The organism is Fodinibius sediminis, from assembly GCF_900182555.1.
Lineage (GTDB): Bacteria > Bacteroidota > Rhodothermia > Balneolales > Balneolaceae > Fodinibius > Fodinibius sediminis.
Window position 1 is genome coordinate 36,145 of sequence record NZ_FXTH01000001.1, and the last position, 24,148, is coordinate 60,292.

A 24,148-nucleotide genomic window follows, 5' to 3' on the forward strand; every position below is an offset into this window, starting at 1 on the left:
ATACGTACAAATTGTATATCCGACTGAATTTCTTGCCATTCATTTCTTATATTAAGCGCCTGCTTTTAATACCCCAAGGATTGGGGAGCCGATGCAAAGAATCAAGAAGTATGTCAATTGCAGTAATTATTAACCTTACAGATTGTTGTTATGAAAATCCATGAATACCAAGCCAAAGAACTACTGAAAGAATATAACGTAGCCGTACCAGCCGGGGTTTCGGCGACAACGGTGGATGATGCCGTGAAGGCCGCTGAAGAAATGAAGGCCAGTGGCGCCACCCTTTTTGTGGTCAAGGCCCAGATTCATGCCGGTGGACGCGGTAAAGGAAAGACCAAGAACAGCGGGGCCAGCGGTGTCATTCTCTGTGATACCATTGATGAAGTGCGTGATGCTGCCGAATCGCTGCTGGGCGACACGCTCGTCACTGTGCAAACGGGCGAAGAAGGGCAGAAAGTCAAGCGCATCTATGTCACTGACGGCGTTGATATTGAACAAGAATTTTATCTCGGTATTCTGCTCGACCGCTCCAAAAGCAAAAATGTGATCATGGTTTCCACTGAAGGCGGAGTGGAAATTGAAAAAGTGGCGGAAGAAACGCCCGAAAAAATCATCAAGGAATGGGTCGAACCCGGAATGGATCTGCAACACAACCAGGCGCGACATCTCGCTTATGCCCTTGGTTTTGAAGGCGATGCATTTAAAAAGGCCGTTAAATTTATTATGGCCCTGTACAAATGCTACCAGGAAACAGATGCCAACCTTGTGGAAATCAACCCGCTGGTTCTTACACCGGGCGGTGATGTGATGGCCCTTGACGCCAAGATGACCTTTGACGACAATGCCCTGTTCCGCCATAAAGAAATAGCCGGGCTGCGCGACAAATCAGAAGAAAACCCTGTTGAGCTGGAAGCCTCAAAATATGGCCTCAATTACATTAAGCTGGATGGCAATGTGGGCTGCATGGTCAATGGCGCAGGACTGGCTATGGCCACCATGGACATCATCAAACTTTCCGGCGGAGAACCGGCCAACTTCCTTGATGTGGGAGGGAGTGCCAACGTGGAAACAGTCAAAAATGGGTTCCGCATCATTCTTGAAGATAAAAATGTTAAGGCCATCCTGATTAACATCTTCGGCGGTATTGTTCGCTGCGATCGCGTCGCCAACGGTATTATTGAGGCTGTTAAAGATCCTGAAATTGCCGAAAAGGTAGAGAACGTCCCCATTATTGTCCGCCTGCAGGGGACCAATGCCGAAGAAGCCAAGGAGATCATCGACAACTCCGACCTGAACGTCATATCGGCCGTACTGCTTAAAGAAGCAGCCGAAGAGGTCTCCGAGGTACTGGCAGCATAATAACCAATGCCTCTTTTGATATACTTCTGCTCTTTGCACAAGACTTGCCGGGTTTCTACAACTTGGCAAGTCTTTTTTATTTATTGGTACAGTATCTATAAAAATCCGGATACCATATGAAAAGAATCCACATTGTCGGCGTCAGCCCCCGCACAGGTACCACCCTCATGGCCGAAGCTATTAAAACATGCTTCCATATTGATTACCACACCAACCATGAGGATCGCCTGTTTGTCCGGGCCCCGGGCCAACCTGATATTTTTCTGACCAAGAGTCCAAAAGACATCATGATTGTCGGCCCCAGCCTGAAGGTGGATCCGGACCTTTATGTCATCTGCATGCTCCGCGATCCCCGTGATATTATCTGCAGCAGGCACAAGAAAGACCCCGATCGCTACTGGGCGGGACTGAAATACTGGAAGAGGTACAGCCGGGCGGCAGAACGACTTAAAAAGCACCCCCGATTCATTCTTGTACGCTACGAATCGTTTGTTTCGGATCCTGACCAGACCCAGCAGCTGCTCTCAGAACGGATCCCATTTTTAAGGCAGACGGCTCTTTTCAGCGAATACCACAAGGCAGCCACAGTATCCGACTCCTCAAAGGAGGCCCTGAGAGGCGTTCGCCCGATCAAACCAACGAGTGTCGGGCGGTGGCACAACCATAAAGAACGCATTGTTGGGCAGATTGAACAGCATGGCCCGCTGTCAGATGACCTGATCAGGTTTGGATACGAGAAGAATGATGACTGGATGGAGGAACTGGAGGGGGTGGAAGCCGACCTGCGTCCCAGCCACTTCCCGGAATTTATGACTATCAAAAAAAGCGTATTCCTGAAATTAGGCAAATATTCAGAAGCGATCAGGCGAATCATTGAACAGCTAATCGGTCGCAGAATCAGAATTACCCATCCCAAGAAATGGCTGTCTGCCTTATAGGCTCCGGAAGAACACCTATTTCTTTTTACCCGTGGCTCCCAGATAAATGCCCCCCAGCACGATAACCGCTCCCAGGTATTCCAGCGTCGTTGTAGGACGTCCGAAAAAGAGTATATCCCACATAAAGGCCAGGGCCGGCTGGAGTAAAATAGCCAGTCCACCAATGGAGGCGTCCACATCGGGCAGCCCCTTGGATATGAGCACCCATCCCGCCACCTGCCCTACAAGCCCCAGCCCCAGCAGAACTCCCCATGTTTGCAGGTCCGGAATGGTAAAACCGGCATCCGGCTCCACAACAACGGTGATTCCCAGAAGCAGAGCCGAAAGCAAACTGATCCAACTCATGTTTGCAAATATGGAAAATGGGCTGTTTGTGCCTCCCGCCCGAGACCGTCGCAAAACCAGGATATACAGGGCATAGGACAAGGCTGTCAGCAGCCCAAACAACACCCCCAGTTTGACGGCCCCGTGGTGCTGTCCCCAGCCGGTTCGCACCATCAAAAAAAGACCTGCCATCGCCGCAGGAATTGCGGCCATCAACTGCCAGCTCAGGCGCTCTTTGAGCAGCCACACGGCCAGCAGGGCCACAAAAAAAACCTGCATATTACCCAGTATGGTTGCAAGCCCCGGGCCGACATAGATGATGCTTCGGTGCCAGAAAAAAAGATCCAGGCTAAAAAACAATGCAGCCCAAAAGGGAAGGGATAAAAACCTGAAGCCCAGCCACATCCGATCGCCCCTGGCGAGCGCTATAACCAGCAGTAGCAGCCCTCCGAAAAACATCCGGTAAAAAGCCGTTTCCGTGGGCCCGGTATGGGCAACTTCGACCAGCACCGAGGTAAAACTCACCATCGTTGCGCCAAAAACAATATAACCGAGAGCCCGCAGTGAGGTATTGTCAGTCATCCAATCAAATCTGCCAGTGAACGGTAATTATCAGGACAACTGCTTCTGCAGCTGCTCCTTGCAGCTCTCATAATACTGTTCATACTTGCTGACAATCTTTGACATCTCAAACCGCTCAGCCTGTTTTCGCGCATTCTGGGACATCTGCTTGTGCAAATCCTTGTTTTTTAGAATTTCAACCCCGTAATTGGCCATGCATTTGATATCATCAAGATCACAGAGGTAGCCCGTTTCCCCGTGAATATTGACTTCGGGGAGGCCTCCAATGTTGGAACTGATGACAGGCACGCTGCAACTCATTGCTTCCAGCGCCGCGAGCCCGAAGGTTTCAGACCCCGAGGGTATAAGAAAAAGGTCAGCAATGGACAACACCTCCTCGACCTGGTCCTGTTTACCCAGAAAACGAACATGATCACAAATTTTCAGCTCCCGGCAGCGCTTTTCGGCCCGCTGGCGATCGGGACCGTCTCCGACCAGCAGCAGTTTGGCTTCAATGTCATTGCGAAGAATCTGCTCAAACACCGAGATCACTTCCGGCACCCGCTTCACTTCCCTGAAGTTGGATACATGAACCACGACCTTTTCCCCATTGGGACAAATGGCCCGTTTAAAATGATTTTTATTTGATTTCTTAAATCGTTTTAAATCAATGAAGTTGGGAATGACCTCTATTTCCTTTTGGATATCAAAACGTTCATAGGTTTCCCTTTTAAGGTATTCTGAGACCGCTGTCACCCCGTCACTTTGATTGATGGAAAAATCCACCACGCTTTTATAGCTGGGATCGCTTCCGACAATCGTGATATCTGTGCCATGCAGCGTTGTGATCAACGGCACATGCGCTGCTTTCTGCCCCAGAATCTGCTTGGCCAGGTAGGCGCTGGTAGCATGGGGGATGGCATAATGAACATGAAGCACATCAATTTTTTCATACTCAATGAGATTGGCCATCTGATTGGCAAGCGCCAAGTCATAGGGAGGGTATTCAAACAGCGGATAGGTATTAAGATTTACTTCATGGTATGAAATATTACTTTGAAAGGTATCAAGACGTGCCGGGCGGGCATAGCTGAGCATATGCATATTGTGCCCTTTTTGAGCCAACCCCTTCGCCAGTTCTGTTGCCACAACACCGCTTCCCCCAAAGGTGGGATAACAGACAATTCCTATATTCATGCTAAAAAAATCTAGAGTTCATATTCGGGCCCCGCTGAGTTGGCCATTCAAGCATCTCCTGATGGGCTAACAAAAAAATACGCTTCCTCATTTCCAGATTCCAATATTAGGTGTAAAGCCAGCTATCTCTTATATTATAGACTTTTAGGAGATCCCACAAGACGAAATCTATTTTCACTTTTGTCATACACTCTAAACCAGTATCCAATCTTATGGCAGGACATTCCAAATGGTCTAATATAAAGCATAAAAAGGCCAAAGAAGATAAAAAAAGAGCAAAAATATTCAATAAGCACCTGCGGGAAATTTCGGTCGCCGCCCGCGAAGGAGGAGGTGATCCGGATATGAATCCCCGCCTCGATACGGCCATCGACAATGCCAAAAGTGACAATGTCCCCAAAGACAATATCGAACGCGCTATAAAAAAGGGGACCGGCGAACTTGATGAAGGCGATGGACGTTATGAAGATGCCACCTACGAGGGATATGGCCCGGGTGGCATCGCCTATTTTATCGAGGTTACAACCAACAACTATAACCGTACGGTTGGTGAAATTCGGCATATTTTTACCTCTCACGGCGGCAACCTCGGCACCGATGGATCGGTAGGCTACCTGTTTGAACAGAAAGGCATGATCCTGGTAAAGCCGGAGAGTCACGATGAAGAGGAATTTATGCTGAATGCTATTGATGCCGGTGCGGAGGAGATCGATACCGACGGCGAATTCTTTAACGTAACCACTGCCCGGGAAAGCATGTACGAGGTGCGCGACCAATTAGAAGAGGCCGGCTACGACATTGAATCTGCTGAGCTCATCCGTCTTCCGATGACGGAAGTCAAGGCTGAAGCAGACGTAGCTGAATCAAATTTCAAACTCATGGACAAGTTTGAAGACAATGACGATGTCTCCAATGTTTTTACAAATATGAAAATGGATGATGAAACGTTAGCTATTGCTGAACAAATGGATTAATGGGCGGTTAGCGTCTGAGTCTCAGACGGTACTGCCTCCGACGGTCAAAACTCCTTTAGTATGAGATACCTAATCATCCCGCTTCTTGCTTTTCTGGTAATGGCATCTTCGATCGAAGATGCTCGTAAAGCCAATGAAGCCTACGAGAACGGCGATTACAAGAAGGCGATCACGCTTTTCCGGAAAGCCATTGATGACGATCCCGACAATGCCAAACTGTTCTTCAATCTGGCCAGCGCCCAGGCCAAAGCCGGGGAACAGGAAGCGGCAATTCGAACCTTTGAACAGTTTAAAAGCATGACGGAGAACCCCCAGCGGCGTGCTATGGCTGACTATAATATTGGCAACATCCTGGCCAAGTCTAAGCAATGGGACCAGGCGGTGGAGTACTACAAAAAGTCGCTTCGATACCTTTCAAACGACGAAGATGCCAAACACAACTTCGAATTGGCGCAACGGAAGAAGAAGGAACAGCAACAGAAAAAAAATAACGAGAATAAGAATAACCAGAATCAGAAGCAGCAACAGCAACAGCAACAGCAGAATAAAAACCAGCAGAATCAGAAGCAGCAAAATCAACAACAGAACCAGGATCAGAAGCAGCAACAGAAACAGAATAGTCAAGACTCGCAGAATCAAAATCAACGGGGCCAGCAGGAGCAACAGAACCAACAACAGCAGCAACCTCAACAGAGCAAGATAAGCAAGGCTGATGCTGAAAAAATTCTGAAAGCACTTGAGCAGAAGGAAAAAGATCTTCTCAAAGAGTTCAAAAAACAAAAAATGAAGTCCAGCAAGAATACGAATGAAAAGGATTGGTAATTTCTCCTGCTTAATTACTTCTGTCTTATCGCTGCTTGTAATTTTCTCTCCACAGGCGCTTGCCCAGACTGATGTTTCTGTCCAGGCCACCGTATCCGAAACAACCATTTATACCGGGGAACGCATTCAGCTTTCTATCCAGATTAGCGGGAGCTTCAATGAGGTATCCCGCCCCTCTCTTCCTTCGTTCCCCGATGGCTTCAGGCTCCTGAGCAATACTCCCTCCACCTCAAGGAGCTACCGCTATATCAACGGTCAAAGCAGTACGTCCTATAGCTACAACTACCAACTGATTGCCCAACAAAAGGGTGAATACCAGATTCCCGCTGTTTCCGTAACTATTGACGGGGAACAGTATGCCACCGAACCCATCCAGGTCTCTGTTGTTGACCGAAATGAATCCGCCCGCTCTGCCGGCAATCAGCAGCCCGACATCTTCTTGCAGCTTGAAGTGTCAGACAGCCAGCCTGTTGTCGGCCAGCAGATCATATCAGATGTAGTATTATATTTCCAGGACGGACTCGAGGTAAATTCCTACCAGCCGGTCCCGGGCTGGAAAGCGGAAGGGTTTTGGAAAGAAGAGCTTAACAATGCAGAACGCCCTGAAGCGACGTCAACAATTATCAACGGGGTTCGTTACCGTCGTGCCCGACTGCTTCAGTTTGCCCTCTTTCCGACCAAAGAGGGGTCGCTGGAAATAAGCCCCTACAAAATCATTGTCTCGGTCCGCTCGGCAGGCCGATCGCGCAACGACCCCTTCAGCAGTTTTTTTGGAAATCTGTCCGGCAACCAGCGGCAGGTGGAACTACAGACCGACCCCCTCACCCTGGATGTTCAGTCGCTCCCAGCCTCCGAAAACAATTCCTACTTCGGGGCGGTCGGAAGTTTTCAGATCAGCCGGGAAATCAGTACAAAGCAAGCATCCGAGGGAGCGTCCATTGAGATTACCACACGGATCAGAGGTACAGGCAACGTCCCGCTTATTTCAAAACCACAGTATGAACTCCCGGAGGGACTCGAAGTGTATGAACCGAAGGAAACCTCGAACCTGAACAGGAACAATGAACGTATAAACGGCACGAAACTTTTTACAGACGTCGTTGTTGCACGCTCTCCCGGTGATTATACAATTCCTGAACAAAAGGTGAGCTATTACGATCCGGATAAAGGATCCTACGTATCACAGGCCCTGCCGGCCCTTTCATTTAAAGTTACCCCCAGTCCAAACCAGGTGGCGTCCCCTGCTGGCAACGACGCCATGCCCGTACGTCCTGTTACCGGACTTGCAAGCTGGACCACGCCGGCCTCGGTGAGCCTGCTGTCCTACTGGTGGTTCTGGGCGGGGCTGCTGGTCCCGCTGTGTCTGCTGGTACTGGCTTACCGGCAAAAAACATATTACAACCGGATGTCCAATGACCGTGCTTTTGCCCGGTCCCGCAAAGCCTCTGAGACCGCTTCGGAACGACTTGACCGGGCCATTGCCCTTTCGGAAGAGGGTGAGATCAAACAGGCCTATAACCTGCTGCAAAAAGCAATCACCGGTTTCATCGGAGACCGCCTCAACCTTCCCGAAGCCGGTCTATCGAACGAGGAATACATAAAGGCCCTTGACAATGAAAATATTGACGCTGAACTTGTTAAAAACATCCGCATGCTTCTGGATAAATGTGCATCCATAAGTTATGCCCCCGAGACGACGCATGAATACCTGAAATCACACGTTGGCTTAGCCGAAAGTACGTTGGAAAAATTGAAAAAAGTGCTATAACTGTGCAGAGACCACGAGTTTATCATTTAACACTTATACTCTTTATTATCCTCACTACTGCTGTGGCGCATGCTCAGCAGGGACCACAGGCAGTGTTCGATGAAGCCAATAATCTGCTCGCCCAGGGTCAAATCAACCAGGCAATCAGCCAGTATCAACAGCTGGAAAACCAACAAAAGCTGGCCGGCGCCCTTTTTTTGAATCTTGGCATTGCCTACCAGCGGATCGATTCGCTGGGTAAAGCCAAATACTATTACCTGAAATCAGCGAAATTTCCAGAAACCAGGGAGCAAGCCCAAGAAGCTCTTAAATATGTAAACACGCAGTTCAGCCATCAATCCGCAGTACTGCCCCAGTTACCATGGGATCGGGCCACCCGATGGCTGCAGGACAACATCGGTGAAACAAGGCTGCTGGCCATTGGCCTCATACTTTTTAATCTCGGGATCCTCCTTTTTATAGCCACCTGGTTTTTTCGGGAACTGCCCGGGCTGATAAAGCCCTTGAGCTTTTCTGTTCTTGGCCTGACCGTCATAATCATAGCTGCCGCTTTTTATACCCGATATGTTAACAACCGATACAGTACAGCTGTCATGGTCACACAGGAAGCTGTTGTTGCAGAACGCCCCCTCGAGGAGGCTGCACTGGTAAGCCGTGCCTTTGAAGGCTATACCTTCACCGTTGACCACAAGCGAAGCAAGACACAACCGAAATGGAGCTATGTCCGCATGAGCAACGGACTCTACGGCTGGATTCCGTCCAAAGAAATACTTGTACTCTGACAGGCGCAGGCTGTTGCAACGCAGCGCAGCTCTTGATGCAGCCCGGGAAAACAAGACCAGCATTCTATTTAAAACCAAGATTATTCTATCATGGCTACCGTAACCGACTACATAGACTCACACAAAGAACAGTTCAAGGAAGAACTTTTTGACCTTCTGCGCATACCAAGCGTAAGTACGGACTCCACTCACAAAAATGATGTTCGCGAAGCGGCCCGGTTTCTGCATGAAAAACTGGCATCCCTCGACATCGACCGTGCCGATATTTTTGAGACCGACGGCAATCCCATCGTCTACGGCGAACTGGTAACAGACGAGAGCAAACCGATGGTTCTGGTCTACGGACACTATGATGTACAGCCCCCGGACCCGGAGGAGCTTTGGGAAACCGAGCCCTTTGAACCGACCATACGCGACGGCAACATCTATGCCCGGGGAGCCAGTGATGACAAGGGACAATCCTTTACCCATATTAAAGCGCTGGAAGCCTATCTGGCTTCAGACCAGTCTTTTCCTGTTAACATTAAATTTATCTACGAGGGCGAAGAAGAGATCGGCTCGCCCCATCTGGTGCCTTTTATCGAGAACCACAAAGAACTGCTGGCCTGCGATATGGTTCTTATTTCCGACACAGCTATGTTTGCCGAAGACACCCCCTCCCTTACCTATGGCCTGCGGGGACTGGCCTACATGGAAGTTGAGGTTGTCGGTCCCAACCGGGACCTGCACTCGGGCGTTTACGGCGGGGCGGTCGCTAACCCTGCCAACGTGCTGGCCGAAATCATAGCGCAGCTCAAGGACCAGAACGGGGTTATCCAAATTCCCGGCTTTTACGATGATGTCAGAGAACTGAGTGCAGAAGACCGCGAGGCCTACCAGCAGCTCCCGTTTGATGAATCAGCCTACAAAAACGATCTTGGTCTCCGGGCACTGCACGGTGAAAAGGGCTATTCTACCCTTGAACGGGCCTCGGCCCGTCCTACCCTCGATGTCAACGGCCTGTGGAGCGGCTACCAGGGAGAGGGAGCCAAAACAGTGCTCCCCGCTAAGGCCGGCGCCAAGATCAGCATGCGGCTGGTACCCGACCAGGATCCCAAGACCATAGCCCGGCTTTTCAGAGAACGCGTTGAGTCGCTGGCTCCCGATACTGTTTCTGTTACCGTTACCGAACATCACGGAGGCTACCCGGCCGTTACGGATCTTTCCTTCTACGGGTTGAAAGCAGCAGCAAGAGCTTTTGACGACATATACGAACAGGAGCCCCTTTTTACGCGTGAAGGAGGCTCCATTCCCATCGTCGCTGACTTTCAAAAAATACTGGGGGCCCAATCCATCCTGATGGGCTTTGGCCTCAACAGTGACGCCATCCATTCCCCAAATGAAAAGTTCGCACTCAAGGATTTCTACCGGGGGATCAGGACTTCAGCAAAGTTCTTTGAGTTTCTCCCGGAATACTCATGATAACAGAGGCATCCACTGCAGCATCAAAAAAATCCTGTTGGTATAAAAAAATGCCGGATACTTTACGTACCCGGCATTCAATACTGAAAACGATCAATGGATTAACCGATGATTTCTCGCCAGCCGGTACGAAAATCGTTACGGTCATCCAGCCACTCATTGGCTTCCGGCAGGTTGCTGACCTGCATATTATCGGCATCCCACTCCAGCTTAATATTAGAATCACTAAAGCGGATCGCCATGTTACCGATGAGCATTGTTTCTGTCAATGCTGCGGCATATTCAAAGTTTGAGGATGTCGTTCCGTTTCCTTTGGCTGCAGCCACCCATTCCTCATGGATGCCGGGGGAACGCTCCATCGTTTTTTCAGGCTCACCGATTCGATTCATATCAGACTCGGGGATAAACCGTGCATTCCGACCGTAAACATCGGCCATAAGCTTCCCGTCTGTTCCATGGAAAATCATACCGCCTCCACTGGCTCCCAGGGGCTTTCCGTCTTCCAGCTCTTCCGGGCGCGGCGGCAGCAGGCCTCCGTCGTACCAATTCAGTTCAACGGGACCCCGATCTCCATTGGAGGGGAAGGAGTAGTGGACGGATGATCCCAGCGGAAACGCTTCATTATTAAAAGGAGTGGAACTGGCATGTACCTCTTCAGGCATTCCCAGATCCAGCGCCCAGTACGGCTGGTCCATGATGTGGGCGCCCATGTCTCCCAGCGATCCGGAACCGAAATCCCATCGACCGCGCCATGCGAAGGGCGCATAGTCGGGATGGTAAGGGCGATATGGAGAAGGTCCGATCCAGAGATCCCAGTGCATGGTATATGGAACGACCGGCATTTCATCGGCAGGATGCACATCGGCGCCCTGCGGCCAGTATCCCTTGGGACGGTTCGTCCAGCAATCTACCTTTGAAACTTCGCCAATCGCTCCCTGGCGGATATATTCAACAATCCTATAGGTACTCTCAAAAGCATGTCCCTGGTTCCCCATCTGTGTGACCACTCCCGTTTCTTCAGCAACTTCGGCCATTCGGCGCGCTTCATAAATGGTCCGGGTCAGCGGTTTCTGCACAAAGGCATGTTTCCCCCGTTCCATGGCATAGATGGCAATGGCCGCATGTGTATTATCAGGCGTGGCCACCATAACCGCATCAATCTCATCTTCTTTGTCCAGCATTTCCCGAAAGTCAACATAGCGCTTTGCTTTGGGATAGCTATACAGGGTTTCTGCTGCATACTCTTCATCAACATCACAGAGGGCATAAATATTTTCACCAAGTTCTGCCAGTGACCGGGTATTGCTTGCCCCCATGCCCCCTACCCCGATGCAGGCGATATTCAGCCTGTCACTGGGTGCTGTGAAACCTGAACCACCTAATACATGCCGGGGTACCACAAAGAAACCAGCCGCTGCTGTTGCCGAAGTGCTCAAAAATTTTTTCCGCGAGATTCCGTTTGTGTCCCCAGTATTCTTTTTCTTGTCCTTACTCATAAAGCCGTTTTTTTATTCCATATTCTAAATTAAGAATCCAATTTAGAAAAATGTCACTGAATAACAAACGGCATTCCCGGATTTTACAAATTCTCTTGCCGGATAACAGCTTAGAGACATATTCATCCCCTGAATTGATACTGTGCGCCGGCATCGACCCAGAAGGGTACCATCCTAAAGCTGATAGGTGATAGGTTGTTTTTTATCAAAATCATACAGCGTCAACGCACGCAGATTGTACCAGCCCGTCCAGAACGTTCGCAGCGCCCGTATATAGGCCCGGCGGGCCGAATCTTTCTCTTCCTGGGCAATAAAAAGGTTGGTGATATCAATTTTTCCGATCAGGTACCGGTTCTGTGCTACGTCATAGCGTCGCTGCGCAATGGTATCTGCCTGGGCGGCGATCAGAGCCTGTCCACGCAACTGCAGAAATTGACTGACGGTATATTCCACCTGCTGGACAAACTGTCGGCGCTGAAATTGAATGCTGTTGGCCACTTCCCTTTGCTGGTTGCGGGCAGCGTTAACCTGTGCCCGCTGTTTTCCCCAGTTAAAGATAGGCACTTCAAAACCGACCGTCACAAACTGTCGGTTCTGGGGGTCGGTATAAAGGTCGCTAAATTGTTCTGAAGTTTGATTCAGGCCAAAATTGGCATTCAGTGTAGCTGCAAACCCCGCTTCACTCCTGGCCTGTGCCAGGTTACGGTCTGCCTGTATTTCATTCAGCCGGTACAATAAAGATTCACTGTTATTATTCAGAGCCAGTTCTTTTGCCTTGGAAATGTCAACCGATATCTCGGGCAGCTTTTCCGGCTGTTCCAGCTCAAGCGATACATCCGTGGAATATCCCAGTAAAATTTTAAAGTCGTTCAGGGCCCTTTCGTATTCTATCTGCGCACTTGTCAGGGACGATTCCGCATTCCGCAGGGCCAGCTCACTTTGCAGAAGATCATTCTCTGCAATACTTCCAACATTATAGCGTCCCTGTGAGATCTGATAGATGGAATCGTTCCGGGCCACATTGAACCGTGCATTCTCCAGGTTGATCTTCGCCAGATAAACATCAAAAAACTGCTGGGTAACGGTCTGGGCAATTTCCTCCATCTCTTCCACAAACTGTTTCTGGGCAATCTCGTAACGAAGCGGCTCCGTCCTGTTTTGCCATTTCAGATTATTAAACTGAAACAGCGGTTGGTTCAGGCCCACTACCAGCGGAGTACTCTGCCACAAATAGGTATTCTCATTGCTGAAAATACCCAGCCGCGTAACCCCGGAGGAAAGGGAAAGGCGACCGCCGGTGGGCAAAATATTCTGACTTACGGCCAGTGAGGCCGACGCCTCCGACTGGGTCCGGGAGGAAAACGTAACCTGGCCGTTATCCAGGACATTTGAAAAGATAGACTTGTTATAACCGGGCGCATCCCCCGACAGCGACAAACTGGGCAGCAGATCTGACTGAAACGACTCATACTGCCATTTGCTGGCCACCAGGGCATAACGCGCGGCATTGGCAACCGCACTTTGGTCCTGGGCAATGGATATGCACTCTTGCAGCGAGAGCGTTCCCACATTGTTCGGAGGCGGGGCCTCCTGGGCCCGGCTGATGCGAACTCCGAGTAAAAAAAGAAAACCAAGGGTACAAACAAAAAGTCGGCTTGAATATCTATTCATGTCGTAATGCATGTACGGGATCTTGTTCTGCGGCTCGCTTGGCCGGGAAGAAGCCAAAGATAACTCCTATATCCATCGCTACGCCGAATGAAATAAAAATAGAGCTAAGGGTTACTATGGTGACCACCCCTGCTGTCAATTCAATGATATAACTCAATGCAATGCCCAATATAATGCCTGCCACGCCCCCCGATATACTGATAGCCAGCGCTTCCGTCAGAAATTGCAGCTGAATATCACGCTTGTGGGCCCCTACCGCACGGCGTACTCCTATCTCGCGGTACCGCTCTACAACAGAAGCCAACATAATATTCATAATACCGATGCCGCCAACAATCAGCGAAATGGAAGCGATGGAGGAGAGGACAATATTAAAAATTTCCTGGGTTCGTCTTTCCTGCTGCAACAACAGTTCAGGTACGATGACCTCAAAATCAATAACGGCATTATGCCGGCGCTGCAGCATTTTTCGCAAAACCTCAGCGATAGGGACGCTGTACTTTGTATCGCTGACCTGTACAATCATCTTATCAATCTGATGGTAATTGTTGGCACTTTCAGAAGTGACCTCTTCATTGTCATCATTCTGGTTGCGTTCTGCAGCGGCCTGCTGAATCTCCTGTCCGGTGACCATGGCACGGTTTTTATATCGAAGCAGCGCTGTTGTAACCGGCACATAGATATCCAGGTTATAATTCCGGATGCCCAGATTCTGAATATTTTCCGTGCTCATCTCCCGCTCCTTGAGTACCCCTACCACCGTCAGCCAGGTATTTCCCGCCTTGATTCTCTGGCCAACGGGATCCTCGCCTGCAAAAAATCGCGTTTTTACACCGGAACCGATTACACAGATGCGATCGGCATTTTTCAACTGCATGCTTGAAAATATTCGACCTTCCGAAATCTCAAAGTTATTGATCCTGAAGTAGTGCTCGTTGACCCCAACGAGCTTTCCGGAACGCAGACGGCCACTGCGGATAAACGACGTTTCGTAAATGATTTCCGGACTCACATCCTGGACCTGGGGAATCTGTTCCTTGATACTCTGCATATCTGCCAGCGTAAGGCCGGGCGAAAATTTTTGCTGCTCCCTGGCCAGGGCAGAAGCATTCGCCACCTCCCCCTCTACCTGCTGAACAACCGGTTCAATGATCACATTATTGGTTCCCAGAAGCTTCATCTGGCTCAGGACCTCCTCCTGAGCCCCCCGTCCAATGGCCAGCATGGCAATAACCGAGGCGACACCGAAGATAATACCCAGTGAAGTAAGCAGCGAACGCATGGCATTCTGCCGGATCGCATCCAGTGCGATATCAAAATTATATAAAATGATTTGTAGCACGTTATTCCATCCTGATCTTGATTGCGATGACTGCCCGTTCCCTGTTTGATCCGGCACCTGCTAAGAATCGGTGTTCTCGGTTGCAACTCCCTCCATGCCGGGCTGCTCTCGATCCTCCCCGATAGGCTGTTTTTCCTCCGCTTCCGGAACAGCCGGGCCGTCCATGGGGTCAGTCTGAAGCGTATCTTCCCGGTATTGCTGTTTTACTTCCTCCGGCAGATAGTGTTTGGCAATCCCGGCTGTATCGGAAGGAGTTGACAGATACAGCTGATCGCTGGGCGACACTCCTTCCTTTATAACTACATCATTGTCGTTCATCAAACCCAGGATAACTTCCTGCATGCTGACATTGAGGCCCTCCCTTTTAAACACAAAGTTCAGCGAGTCGACCGTATGGATGGTCTCAAGAGGTACATGCAGAACATTTTTTAGCTTATTCACGTTAATCGTATTACTGGTGGTCATTGCCGGACGCAGGGTAGTATCCGATTCGTTGACTTCCACAATCACCTGAAATACTTTTGAATCAGAGTTGGGGCGCTGTTCCCCAATATTTGCCACGCTGGTAACCCGGCCTGTCAGCTCCTTTTCCGGCATGGCATCCAAGCCCACATCAACCGTCTGGCCGGATCGTATATTCTGAATGTCTACCTCATTGACGTATGTTACCGAATTCATTACACTAAAATCCGGCAGTTCGGCAACTACCGGATCCCATGCGCTGATGGAACTTCCCTCCGTAACTTTCGATCCATCCCTGTTCCGCTTGTAAATAACCATGCCATTTTCAGGAGCATAAATCGTAAATTTTTCCATCACTTCCTGGATCCGCTGCACTTCCCGGCGCTCCTTCATCAAATCAGTCTGGATCTCACGCAGGTTAACCTCCGCCTGCCTTACCTGGGTCTTGTAATTTTTGCGGGCCTGCTTCAGCTCGCGCTGTGCCCGCTCATAGTCGATCTGAACCTGGCGCTGCACCGCAGGCGACTCGTATTTCGACTGCTCCACCGCAATTTCTGCCTCCTCGACGGCGTATTCGAGGTTAATTAAGTTATCACGGGCCTGTGAAAGATTGAGCATGCTATCGAGCTGCGCACTCTCGAACTGGGATTCCACTTCCTCCAGCTCCAGCTGGGCATCCTGCAGGTTACTTGAAATTTCAGACCGATCAAGTTCAGCCACAAAATCTCCCTTTTCCACTACCGTCCCTTCGGGAATCAACCGTTGAATGGGTACATTCCAGATCCGGAATTCACGGATCCCTTCAGGGCCCCGGATGCTGGTGGAATTTTTTGCCTGTAATTCGCCGGTGGTCGTTACATTGACCTCGAATACCCCCTGCTCCGGCGTGGTATAAATAGCCGGGGCCTCTGTTGACTCACTGCCCAGCATAAACCACAGGACAAAGAGCAATACAATACCCCCTCCCCCGATAAGATACTTTTTATTTTTTAATAAACTCATAGCTGGCGTTATTGATGTTGAAGAACAGCAGGCGCATAATAAAAAAGGATACGCCGCACGAACATCCGTAATAGTAAGGAATCCATTCTGAACTTTCCCCGCGCCTACTTATTATCTTATTAGTATTTATACTAACGATAACAATGTTATACTGCAAACAAAACCCAATTATGCTATACGGGCATGCTTTTGAAAAGTTTTACATTTCTCTGGGCACCAAAGGAATAATTAAAAAAACGGACCAATGGGAGGAATCTCCTGCCAGCGTTCATACCTCTGATACCGGAAACAATAGTCAGGAAATACTGCGGGAAACAGGCAGGCCATGGCAACCTTCATGTCACAGATGAGATCTCCTGATTGCAGCACCTGACATCTAGACTGGCAGTCATGCGACAAATCATGACCTGTGGTACATGCCGTCTGGCCAGGCGCACCTCTCTGGCACTATGCTGCCGGCCTTGACATGACTGGCGACTATGAGCAGTGACTCTCATTCATCCATCACCGTATTGTCAACCATTCCCGACTTCAAATCATATTTGGTGGCATATTCCGTTTCGTCGATAATGGTTTTGGGATCGTTATTTTCATCCACAATCACCACTTTTGGCTTAAACGTTTTGGCCTCCTCCGGTGTCATATCCGCATAGGCAATAACAATAATACGATCTCCAACTTCTGTTTTACGAGCGGCAGCTCCGTTAAGACAGCAGACCCGTGAACCGGCTTCACCCGGAATAGTATAGGTTTCGAGCCGGGCTCCGTTGGTAATGTTTACCACCTGCACCTTTTCATAAGGAAGAATACCCGCTTCCTCGAGCAAATCGGCATCAATTGTAATACTGCCCTCGTAATGAAGGTTTGCTTCCGTCACCTTCATTTGGTGCAGCTTTGATTTGAACATCGTAACTTTCATAAACGTACTTATGTTTCAACAATAATATTGTCAATTAACCGGGTTTCTCCCAGATAAACGGCCCCGGCCAGAATATATTTGCTGGCAGGTTTAATTTCCTTTACCGGTGCTATCTCTTCAAAGGAAAACACCTGAAGATAATCAATTTCAAAGCCTTTTGCTTCCAATTCCGTTTTCTGGTGATCCAGCAGCAAGCTCGTCTTCCTGACACCGCCCAGTATCTGCTGCCTGACATACTGGAGGGCCCGGTATAAACCGGGGGCGGTCTTGCGCTCGTCACGACTTAAATACGCATTGCGGCTGCTTAGTGCCAACCCGTCATTCGCCCTCTTGATGGGTCCCATTACCAGCTCTACCTCATGATTAAACTCTTTGACCATCTGCTGGAGTATCCGAAACTGCTGGATATCCTTCTGACCGAATACCGCAAGGTCGGGCCTGACAATGTTGAACAACTTATTCACCACCAGCAGGATGCCCTCAAAAAAGCCGGGACGAGAACCGCCATCCATATGCTCATTCAGTTCATCCACCTCGATGCGCAAAAACTGCCGGTCGGGATACATAATCTCATCAGTGGGCGCAAAAACAGCGGTAATCCCTTCCTGTTCACAGAGCGCAAGATCTTCCTCAAGCTGCCGCGGATAGTCCTCAAAATCTTCATCCGGCCCAAACTGCCGGGGGTTGACATATATAGATACAACCACTTCATCCGCCTGCTCCCGGGCCAGCCGAAAAAGCGACAAATGGCCCTCATGGAGGGCTCCCATGGTTGGCACAAAGCCGACCGTCCGGCCCTGCTTTTTAAGCCTGGTTACCGTGCGACGAATGTCTCCGATATTGCGTATTGCTTCCATAAAACTCAGAAAAAAAGCGACATGCCGTGATGCCGCCTTTTCATTTCATGTCCGCCTGAAGTGAGCTCAGGAGGAGCTGTTTCCTATTTCCCGGTACGGAGTGCCGATCTCAACCAGCTGTCAAACAGCCCGGTTGGTATCGAATTCCTCGAGCAGCTGTTTTACGCGGTTCAGGAAGGCCCCGCCATGTGCCCCGTCAATAATGCGATGATCATAACTCATGGATAGATACATCATGTGACGGATGGCGATAACATCACCTTCTTCTGTCTCCCGCACAACAGGACGTTTTTCAATGGTTCCCGTTCCGATTATAGCTACCTGCGGCTGGTTGATTATGGGCGTTCCCATGAGGTTGCCGACACTTCCATAATTTGTCAGTGTAATCGTGCCGCCTACCAGGTCGTCCGGGCTCAAATTCTTGCTGCGGGCCTTAACCGCCAGGTCGTGGACGGCGTTGGCCAGGCCAACCAGATTCTTTTCCTGGGCATGTTTGATGACCGGTACAATCAGGCCGCCCTTGCCGCCCTCACCCAGTGCTACAGCCAGGCCGAAGTTTATATCCTTCTTGAGCAGAATCTGGTCATTCTCAGTATCCACAGAGCTGTTGATCAACGGAAACTCCCGGATTGCCTGGATCATCTTCTCAATAAAGAGCGGGGTAAACGTCAGCTTGACGCCGGCTCTTTCCTTGAACTCTGCCTTATTTGCCTCACGCCAGCGTACCAGGTTCGTCACATCCACTTCCGAAAACGTTGTTACATGGGCGGAGGTCTGTTTCGAACGGATCATATGCTGGGCAATGGTCTTGCGCATGCGATCCATCTTGATCGTCTCCACATTTTCAGAAGGCCGCTGTATGTCAAGCTCTCCCGCAGATATAGAGCGGCGGGCACCTTCCACAGAAGCCGCCGGCGGCTGGCCGGCTGGCTGGCTGACTTCTTCTTTTTCTTTCTCGGGGGCAGGCTGTTCAGCTTCACCAGCCTGGCGATCCTCGAGATAGCTCATAATATCCTCCTTGGAAACGCGTCCGCCCTGGCCTGAACCTTCAATGCTTTCCAGTTCCTGCTGCGAAATGCCTTCCTCCTTGGCGATCGATCGGACCAGGGGAGAGTAAAAGCGTCCGTCACTGCCAATGCGCTGAAGCTCCATATCGTTCTCAGCACCGGCCGCTTTTTCGGTACCTTCCTGTGACGCTTCAGCTGCGGATGTCGGCTCGGTTTCTTTCTCCGAAGCTGCCTCTTTTGAATCCGGCTTTGCCGAAGCGGCCTTGCCGGTGGCAATAATAGCGATGGTCTGTCCCACTTCAATGGTGTCTCCTTCTTCGGCCAGAATCTCAACGAGCGTCCCGGCCTGCGGCGAGGGAACTTCCGTATCTACCTTGTCGGTCGCAATTTCCAGCAGCGTTTCATCCTCTTCAACGCTGTCGCCTACGCTTTTGGTCCACTCAATAACCGTTCCTTCCATCACGGATTCCCCCATCTGGGGCATCTGCACCTCTATGCGTTCGCCGTCCTCTTCGTCATCACCGGCTGTCTCCCGGGCAACTTCTTCGCCAGCTTCTTCTTCCGATTCTGTGGCAGCCTCTTCCTGCGGCTCCGCCTGTGCCTCCTCTTCCGCGCCCGAGTCCAGATCAACGGCATCGGAATCCGTTTCAATAATTGCAATTACCTGGCCCACTTCGATGGTTTCATCTTCTTTGGCCAGAATCTCAACGAGCGTCCCGGCCTGCGGCGAGGGAACTTCCGTGTCTACCTTGTCGGTCGCAATTTCCAGCAGCGTTTCATCCTCTTCAACGCTGTCGCCTACGCTTTTGGTCCACTCAATAACCGTTCCTTCCATCACGGATTCCCCCATCTGGGGCATTTCTACTTCAACTCGGGCCATCGTCTGTCAGATTAAATCGTTAAAAATTCAGATAGAAAATCATATAAAAAAGAACTGCCTTCTGCGTTCATTTTAGCAGCTCTCAAAGATCATAATAAATGCGATTAGATCAAAATAGATCGCTCATTAAACTGGGTCGTACGATGCTGGCAGTCAGGGGCCTGCAGCTATTCTTCAAGAAGCTTCTGGATCCGCGGTTCGAGCTCTTTTGTGGTAACAGCGCCAACGGCAAAAAAACGAAGCTGCCCCTCTTTGCCAATAATGTAGGTTGTGGGAATCCCCATCGTAGGGCCGTATTTATCCATGATGGTGCCGTCATCAATGACGACAGGATAATTTACTTCATACTTCTCCATGAAAGGTTTTACCACCGATGGTCCCTGCTTGTCAATGGATACACCTAGGATTTCAAGCCCCTGTTGCCGGTACTGGGTGTAGAGGTCTACAAATTCGGGGGTTTCCTCATGGCACGGCGCACACCATGTAGCCCAGATATTCAGCAGTACGACTTTCCCCTTCTGGGCCGACAGTTCAAAAGACTCGCCGTTGACAAGCTGCACCTTGAAATCTTTGGCCTCGGCCTGATTTTGAGCGGGATACAGGGGAGCGGAATAAGGATCAAGCTGGGGAGCCGGCTCCGTAGCTTTTGCCCGGCCGCTGTTTTGCCCCGACTGGTTGGAAGAGCACCCCCATCCTGCAAGTATGATGAGCAATAACAGCAGGGCCGTCCGAATTCGGGAACTGATCATAGATGCTTGCCTCTGATTTTTGGTTTAATAACTGGCATACGTCTTTCGGTTCCCTTCCTCATCAAAGAGGATAACATCGTAGGGTTCCGTGCGACTGCCCTGCTCCATGCCCGGCGATCCAATTGGCATGCCAGGCACCGCCAGTCCAACGGCATCGGGACGCTCCCTGATTAATTTCTTCACTTCTTTTACCGGTACGTGTCCCTCGACGACGTAGCCATTTACAAGAGCGGTATGACAGGAACCTAAATTATAAGGCACATCGTGATCTGCCTTAACGGCCGGAAGTGACCCGGTGGGACGCTCGGTTACGGCAAATCCAGCCTGTTCCATATGCTGCGCCCATTCGGTGCAGCACTGGCAGCCCGGATTCTTATACATCACAACCTGGTTTTCAGCCGTGGTCTGGGCCTGGGCCTGTCGTTCGTAATAGTTGTTAATGATATACCAGATGGCAGCGCCGGCAGCCACGATAACGAGGCCAGCGTATGCAAAAAAGCGGGTAGGTTTCATAAAAGATAAATTGATCTGAGGTACTGATTCATCAAAAGATAAGAATTCTTCTGATCGATTAGAACCCAAAAACAGTCTTTGTTACTGTTTAAGCTTCCAGGGCCTGATCAAGGTCCTCCAGCAAATCATCCGGATGTTCCAGCCCCACGCTGATGCGGATCAGGTTCTCTGGAGTCTCCGAGTCCGGGCCTTCGCTGCTTCGGCGATGCTCCCAGGTGCTCTCAACGCCTCCCAGGCTGGTAGCGCGGCTTATCAACTTTGACCGGCCGATGATTTTGATGGCTTCTTTCCGGCCGCCATCGACCAAAAAGGAGATCATCCCACCATAGCCGCTCATCTGCTTGCGGGCCACCTCGTGGCCGGCGTGACTCTCCAGCCCCGGATAATAGACTTCGGTAATACCGGGATGATCTTCCAGGTACCGTGCCAGCCTTCCGGCATTTTCATTGTGCCCGCGCATCCGGTAGGCCAGCGTGCGGGTACTGCGTGCGAGCATCCAGCAATCATCGGGCGAAGGAACCGCTCCCCCGATTTGCTGGTTGAATCGAATTTTATCAAATAGCGGTCCCTTTTCCCGGGTTACCACTGCTCCCCCGAGGATATCACTGTGTCCTCCAAAGTACTTAGTTGTGGAGTGAACCACCAGGTCGGCTCCCAAATTGAGCGGAAGCTGGTTAAAGGGCGTGGGCCATGTATTGTCTACACAGGCAACGGCGTCGTTGGCATGAGCCAGCTCACTGATGGACGTGATATCCATGATGTTCATCATGGGATTGGATGGCGTCTCGATCCAGATAAGGCGGGTGTCCGCCCGGATATGCTCTTCAATTGTTGTGAGATCCGTCATATCAATAAAATCGGCCTGCAGCCCCCATGGCTTCATGAGCTTGTTCACCAGCATCCGGTTTCCCGCATAGACGTCCCTGGGAATAATAATATGATCGCCCGGCGACAGGGCCTGCAGCACGCCTGCCGCTGCAGCCACCCCCGACGAAAAGGCGGCGGCGGCTTCGCCTTCCTCCATCACCTTAAGAACATGTTCCCACTGCACCCTGTTGGGGTTTTCGAGACGTGTATAATGCCAGTCGCCCTCGGCACGCCCTTCGCTGTCTATCTCATAGACCGTCGACCGATGTACGGGAGGTACAATATCAACGGAATCATTGGCGGTTTCCATTGCAGCGTGGATGGCTTCGGTCTCTTTTCTCATGTTATGCGCTATTTGGGGATTAAAGTACGTGGAATCTGCTGCAAATATATAGATTTATAATGAAATTAATTAGGCAGCCCCCCTGCTTTTGTTATGCGGATCACAAATCCGCCGTCAAGGAGGCCGGCATCTATCTCACGAGGTTCAAAACCCCGCAGCAGCTCAGCCCCAGCGAAACCAGCTGCACGATTCACGACTACACCTTAAATTCAATTCTCCTGTCCTCCTTCTCCAAAGCTTGTCCCGAAAACGATCGGGAGAGAAACGCATCGATTACGTCTTGAAGTTGCAGCGTGAAGTGAAAAGGCAAAAGCTGAGACAAAACAAATGCCCGCTGGCGTCAATGTCCTCGATACCTATGGAGGGAAATAACATAACACAAGGTATTGAGGTTCCTGACCTATATAGGTTGGACACTATAACATAGATAGGTTAGACACCATCACATATATAGGTTAAACAGCATAAACTATATAGTTGAAGATGCTTAACCCCATTAGGTTATAACATACATCCGCGGCGGAGCAGCCGGTTTCCGATATCAGGGAAAACAGCCGGGCATGAAAAAACCCGGGAGCCCCGCCCCTCAAGTTATCCAGCCTTATGGCCTCGAATCGCCCGGATCCGCTGCAGCACCGGCGGGTGTGAATAATTGAGGAATACATAAAAAGGATGGGGCGTAAGGTTGGAGAGATTATCTTTTGAAAGGGTCTTCAGGGCTCCAATCATAGGTTCTTTGCTGTAGGTCGCAGCAGCAAAGGCATCCGCCTCAAACTCATATTTGCGGGAGAGGAGCTGCATAACCATGGAGACGATCATATCGATGGGGGCATACAGCATCCCAAAGAAAATAAGCCCGGCATATACCGACGACTGTTCCATATAAAAAGCCTCATATAATCCCTGGGAATTAAGAAATACCGAAAGCAATAAGAACATGATTCCCGTCTGAACAATGCTGATCCCCATATTCTTAATAATATGCTTCTTCTTGTAATGGCCGATTTCATGGGCAAGAACGGCCACCAGTTCTTCATCCGTGTGATTTTCTACAAGTGTATCGTAGAGTGCAATGCGCTTGTGCTTTCCAAAACCGGTAAAAAAGGCATTGGATTTGCTGCTTCGCCGTGAACCGTCTATGACATAGATGCCCTCCAGTGCAAAATTCACGCTGTCGGCGTAATCCCGTATTTTCCGGCGCAGGTCGCCCTCACCAAGGGGTTCAAATTTGTTGAAGATGGGCATGATCCAGCGGGGAGCGACAAACTGGATGACAAGCGTAAAAACAGTGACGGCCGCCCAGGCATAAAGCCAGGCAAAGTGCTCAACAAAGGTAAAAAAGCCCAGGATGCCGGCCAGCAGCGGTCCCCCCAGTACGATGGCGAGTGCAAGTCCCTTCAGCAGATCCATCACAAATGTTTTGGGGGTCGTCTTGTTGAAGCCAAACCGCTCTTCGATCACAAAAGTGGAATACAGACTGAAGGGCAGCGAAAGAATACTCCTTGCGACGACCAGAATGCCGATATAGGCAAGGCCGGTCCAGATGGCACCCAGCTCCCAGCCCCGCACAAGCTGGTCCAGCCAGTTGAAACCACCGGCGAACCAGAATATCAGCAGAACAGCCAGATTAAAGGCAGAGGTGAGAATACCAAACTTGGTGCGCACCTTGGTATAGCGCTGAGATTTGTCGTAGGTCTCCTCATCATAGACCTCACTGAACTCCGGGGGAAGCCCGCGGTCCAGCGATCGGAGGTTGTAGAAATCGGCAACCAGGTTCAGCAGAAAATCAATGCCCAGCGTCACCAGAATTATAACTGCAAATACATTCATTGAAGGTGCGAAATTTGTTCCTTG

21 protein-coding genes are annotated in these 24,148 nt (G+C 50.2%); 7 read left to right on the forward strand and 14 right to left on the reverse strand.

The features are described 5' to 3' along the window. Window positions 1–150 precede the first annotated feature (150 nt). Both sucC and FN808_RS00155 read left to right on the forward strand, forming a co-directional pair. Window positions 151–1,359 (forward strand): ADP-forming succinate--CoA ligase subunit beta, encoded by a 1,209-nt coding sequence (sucC, locus tag FN808_RS00150; protein ID WP_142712521.1) that lies wholly within the window; start codon window positions 151–153, stop codon window positions 1,357–1,359. 116 nt (window positions 1,360–1,475) lie between these two features. Further along, the gene (locus FN808_RS00155) at window positions 1,476–2,297 is read left to right on the forward strand and encodes a sulfotransferase family protein (RefSeq protein WP_142712522.1); all 822 of its coding nucleotides are present in this window, start codon (window positions 1,476–1,478) and stop codon (window positions 2,295–2,297) included. 15 nt (window positions 2,298–2,312) lie between these two features. Here the strand turns inward: FN808_RS00155 and FN808_RS00160 are convergent, their stop codons facing one another. Together FN808_RS00160 and bshA are read right to left on the reverse strand one after the other, a co-directional pair. Beyond that, complete coding sequence (locus tag FN808_RS00160; protein ID WP_142712523.1) at window positions 2,313–3,203, reverse strand: DMT family transporter; 891 nt, start codon at window positions 3,201–3,203, stop codon at window positions 2,313–2,315. Between the two features lie 30 nt (window positions 3,204–3,233). After that, the gene (bshA, locus tag FN808_RS00165; protein ID WP_142712524.1) at window positions 3,234–4,379 is read right to left on the reverse strand and encodes an N-acetyl-alpha-D-glucosaminyl L-malate synthase BshA; all 1,146 of its coding nucleotides are present in this window, start codon (window positions 4,377–4,379) and stop codon (window positions 3,234–3,236) included. A gap of 212 nt (window positions 4,380–4,591) precedes the next feature. Here bshA and FN808_RS00170 point away from each other — a divergent pair, with 212 nt between their 5' ends. From FN808_RS00170 to FN808_RS00190, 5 genes are all read left to right on the forward strand, one after another. Next, window positions 4,592–5,353, forward strand: a complete 762-nt coding sequence (locus FN808_RS00170) for a YebC/PmpR family DNA-binding transcriptional regulator (protein ID WP_142712525.1) — start codon at window positions 4,592–4,594, stop codon at window positions 5,351–5,353. 60 nt (window positions 5,354–5,413) lie between these two features. After that, window positions 5,414–6,175 carry a tetratricopeptide repeat protein gene (locus tag FN808_RS00175; protein WP_142712526.1) on the forward strand — a complete coding sequence of 254 codons (762 nt, stop codon included), beginning with the start codon at window positions 5,414–5,416 and terminating at the stop codon, window positions 6,173–6,175. Then, window positions 6,159–7,943: a BatD family protein gene (locus tag FN808_RS00180; RefSeq protein ID WP_142712527.1), complete on the forward strand. Its 1,785-nt coding sequence runs from the start codon at window positions 6,159–6,161 to the stop codon at window positions 7,941–7,943. The genes FN808_RS00175 and FN808_RS00180 overlap by 17 nt, the downstream gene beginning before the upstream one ends. 2 nt (window positions 7,944–7,945) lie before the next feature. Then, complete coding sequence (locus tag FN808_RS00185) at window positions 7,946–8,725, forward strand: tetratricopeptide repeat protein (protein ID WP_142712528.1); 780 nt, start codon at window positions 7,946–7,948, stop codon at window positions 8,723–8,725. Window positions 8,726–8,815: 90 nt separating this feature from the next. Beyond that, on the forward strand, window positions 8,816–10,186 hold the full coding sequence (locus FN808_RS00190) for a dipeptidase (protein ID WP_142712529.1): 1,371 nt from the start codon (window positions 8,816–8,818) through the stop codon (window positions 10,184–10,186). Between the two features lie 101 nt (window positions 10,187–10,287). On the opposite strand, the gene FN808_RS00195 is transcribed toward FN808_RS00190, so the two are convergent. The 12 genes from FN808_RS00195 to FN808_RS00245 form a co-directional block, all read right to left on the reverse strand. After that, window positions 10,288–11,682, reverse strand: coding sequence for a Gfo/Idh/MocA family protein (locus FN808_RS00195; RefSeq protein WP_142712530.1), 1,395 nt, complete (start codon window positions 11,680–11,682; stop codon window positions 10,288–10,290). 174 nt (window positions 11,683–11,856) lie between these two features. Next, the gene (locus FN808_RS00200; protein ID WP_142712531.1) at window positions 11,857–13,353 is read right to left on the reverse strand and encodes a TolC family protein; all 1,497 of its coding nucleotides are present in this window, start codon (window positions 13,351–13,353) and stop codon (window positions 11,857–11,859) included. Then, window positions 13,346–14,695 (reverse strand): ABC transporter permease, encoded by a 1,350-nt coding sequence (locus tag FN808_RS00205; RefSeq protein ID WP_142712532.1) that lies wholly within the window; start codon window positions 14,693–14,695, stop codon window positions 13,346–13,348. Before FN808_RS00205 ends, FN808_RS00200 begins: the two co-directional genes overlap by 8 nt. A 60-nt stretch (window positions 14,696–14,755) precedes the next feature. Further along, window positions 14,756–16,159 (reverse strand): efflux RND transporter periplasmic adaptor subunit, encoded by a 1,404-nt coding sequence (locus FN808_RS00210; protein ID WP_142712533.1) that lies wholly within the window; start codon window positions 16,157–16,159, stop codon window positions 14,756–14,758. A gap of 493 nt (window positions 16,160–16,652) precedes the next feature. After that, complete coding sequence (panD, locus tag FN808_RS00215; RefSeq protein WP_142712534.1) at window positions 16,653–17,078, reverse strand: aspartate 1-decarboxylase; 426 nt, start codon at window positions 17,076–17,078, stop codon at window positions 16,653–16,655. 8 nt (window positions 17,079–17,086) lie between these two features. Then, complete coding sequence (panC, locus tag FN808_RS00220; RefSeq protein ID WP_142712535.1) at window positions 17,087–17,935, reverse strand: pantoate--beta-alanine ligase; 849 nt, start codon at window positions 17,933–17,935, stop codon at window positions 17,087–17,089. A gap of 120 nt (window positions 17,936–18,055) precedes the next feature. Continuing rightward, window positions 18,056–19,822, reverse strand: a complete 1,767-nt coding sequence (gene sucB, locus FN808_RS00225; RefSeq protein ID WP_142712536.1) for a 2-oxoglutarate dehydrogenase, E2 component, dihydrolipoamide succinyltransferase — start codon at window positions 19,820–19,822, stop codon at window positions 18,056–18,058. 167 nt (window positions 19,823–19,989) lie between these two features. After that, window positions 19,990–20,571: a TlpA disulfide reductase family protein gene (locus FN808_RS00230; RefSeq protein WP_142712537.1), complete on the reverse strand. Its 582-nt coding sequence runs from the start codon at window positions 20,569–20,571 to the stop codon at window positions 19,990–19,992. 24 nt (window positions 20,572–20,595) lie between these two features. Continuing rightward, entirely contained in the window at window positions 20,596–21,084 is a 489-nt protein-coding gene (locus FN808_RS00235) for a DUF411 domain-containing protein (protein ID WP_142712538.1), read from the reverse strand. An 88-nt stretch (window positions 21,085–21,172) separates the two neighbouring features. Next, on the reverse strand, window positions 21,173–22,294 hold the full coding sequence (locus tag FN808_RS00240) for a trans-sulfuration enzyme family protein (protein ID WP_142712539.1): 1,122 nt from the start codon (window positions 22,292–22,294) through the stop codon (window positions 21,173–21,175). Window positions 22,295–22,359: 65 nt separating this feature from the next. Beyond that, the gene (locus tag FN808_RS19310) at window positions 22,360–22,488 is read right to left on the reverse strand and encodes a hypothetical protein (protein WP_281280744.1); all 129 of its coding nucleotides are present in this window, start codon (window positions 22,486–22,488) and stop codon (window positions 22,360–22,362) included. A gap of 397 nt (window positions 22,489–22,885) precedes the next feature. Continuing rightward, the gene (locus FN808_RS00245) at window positions 22,886–24,124 is read right to left on the reverse strand and encodes a M48 family metallopeptidase (RefSeq protein WP_142712540.1); all 1,239 of its coding nucleotides are present in this window, start codon (window positions 24,122–24,124) and stop codon (window positions 22,886–22,888) included. Window positions 24,125–24,148: the final 24 nt, after the last annotated feature.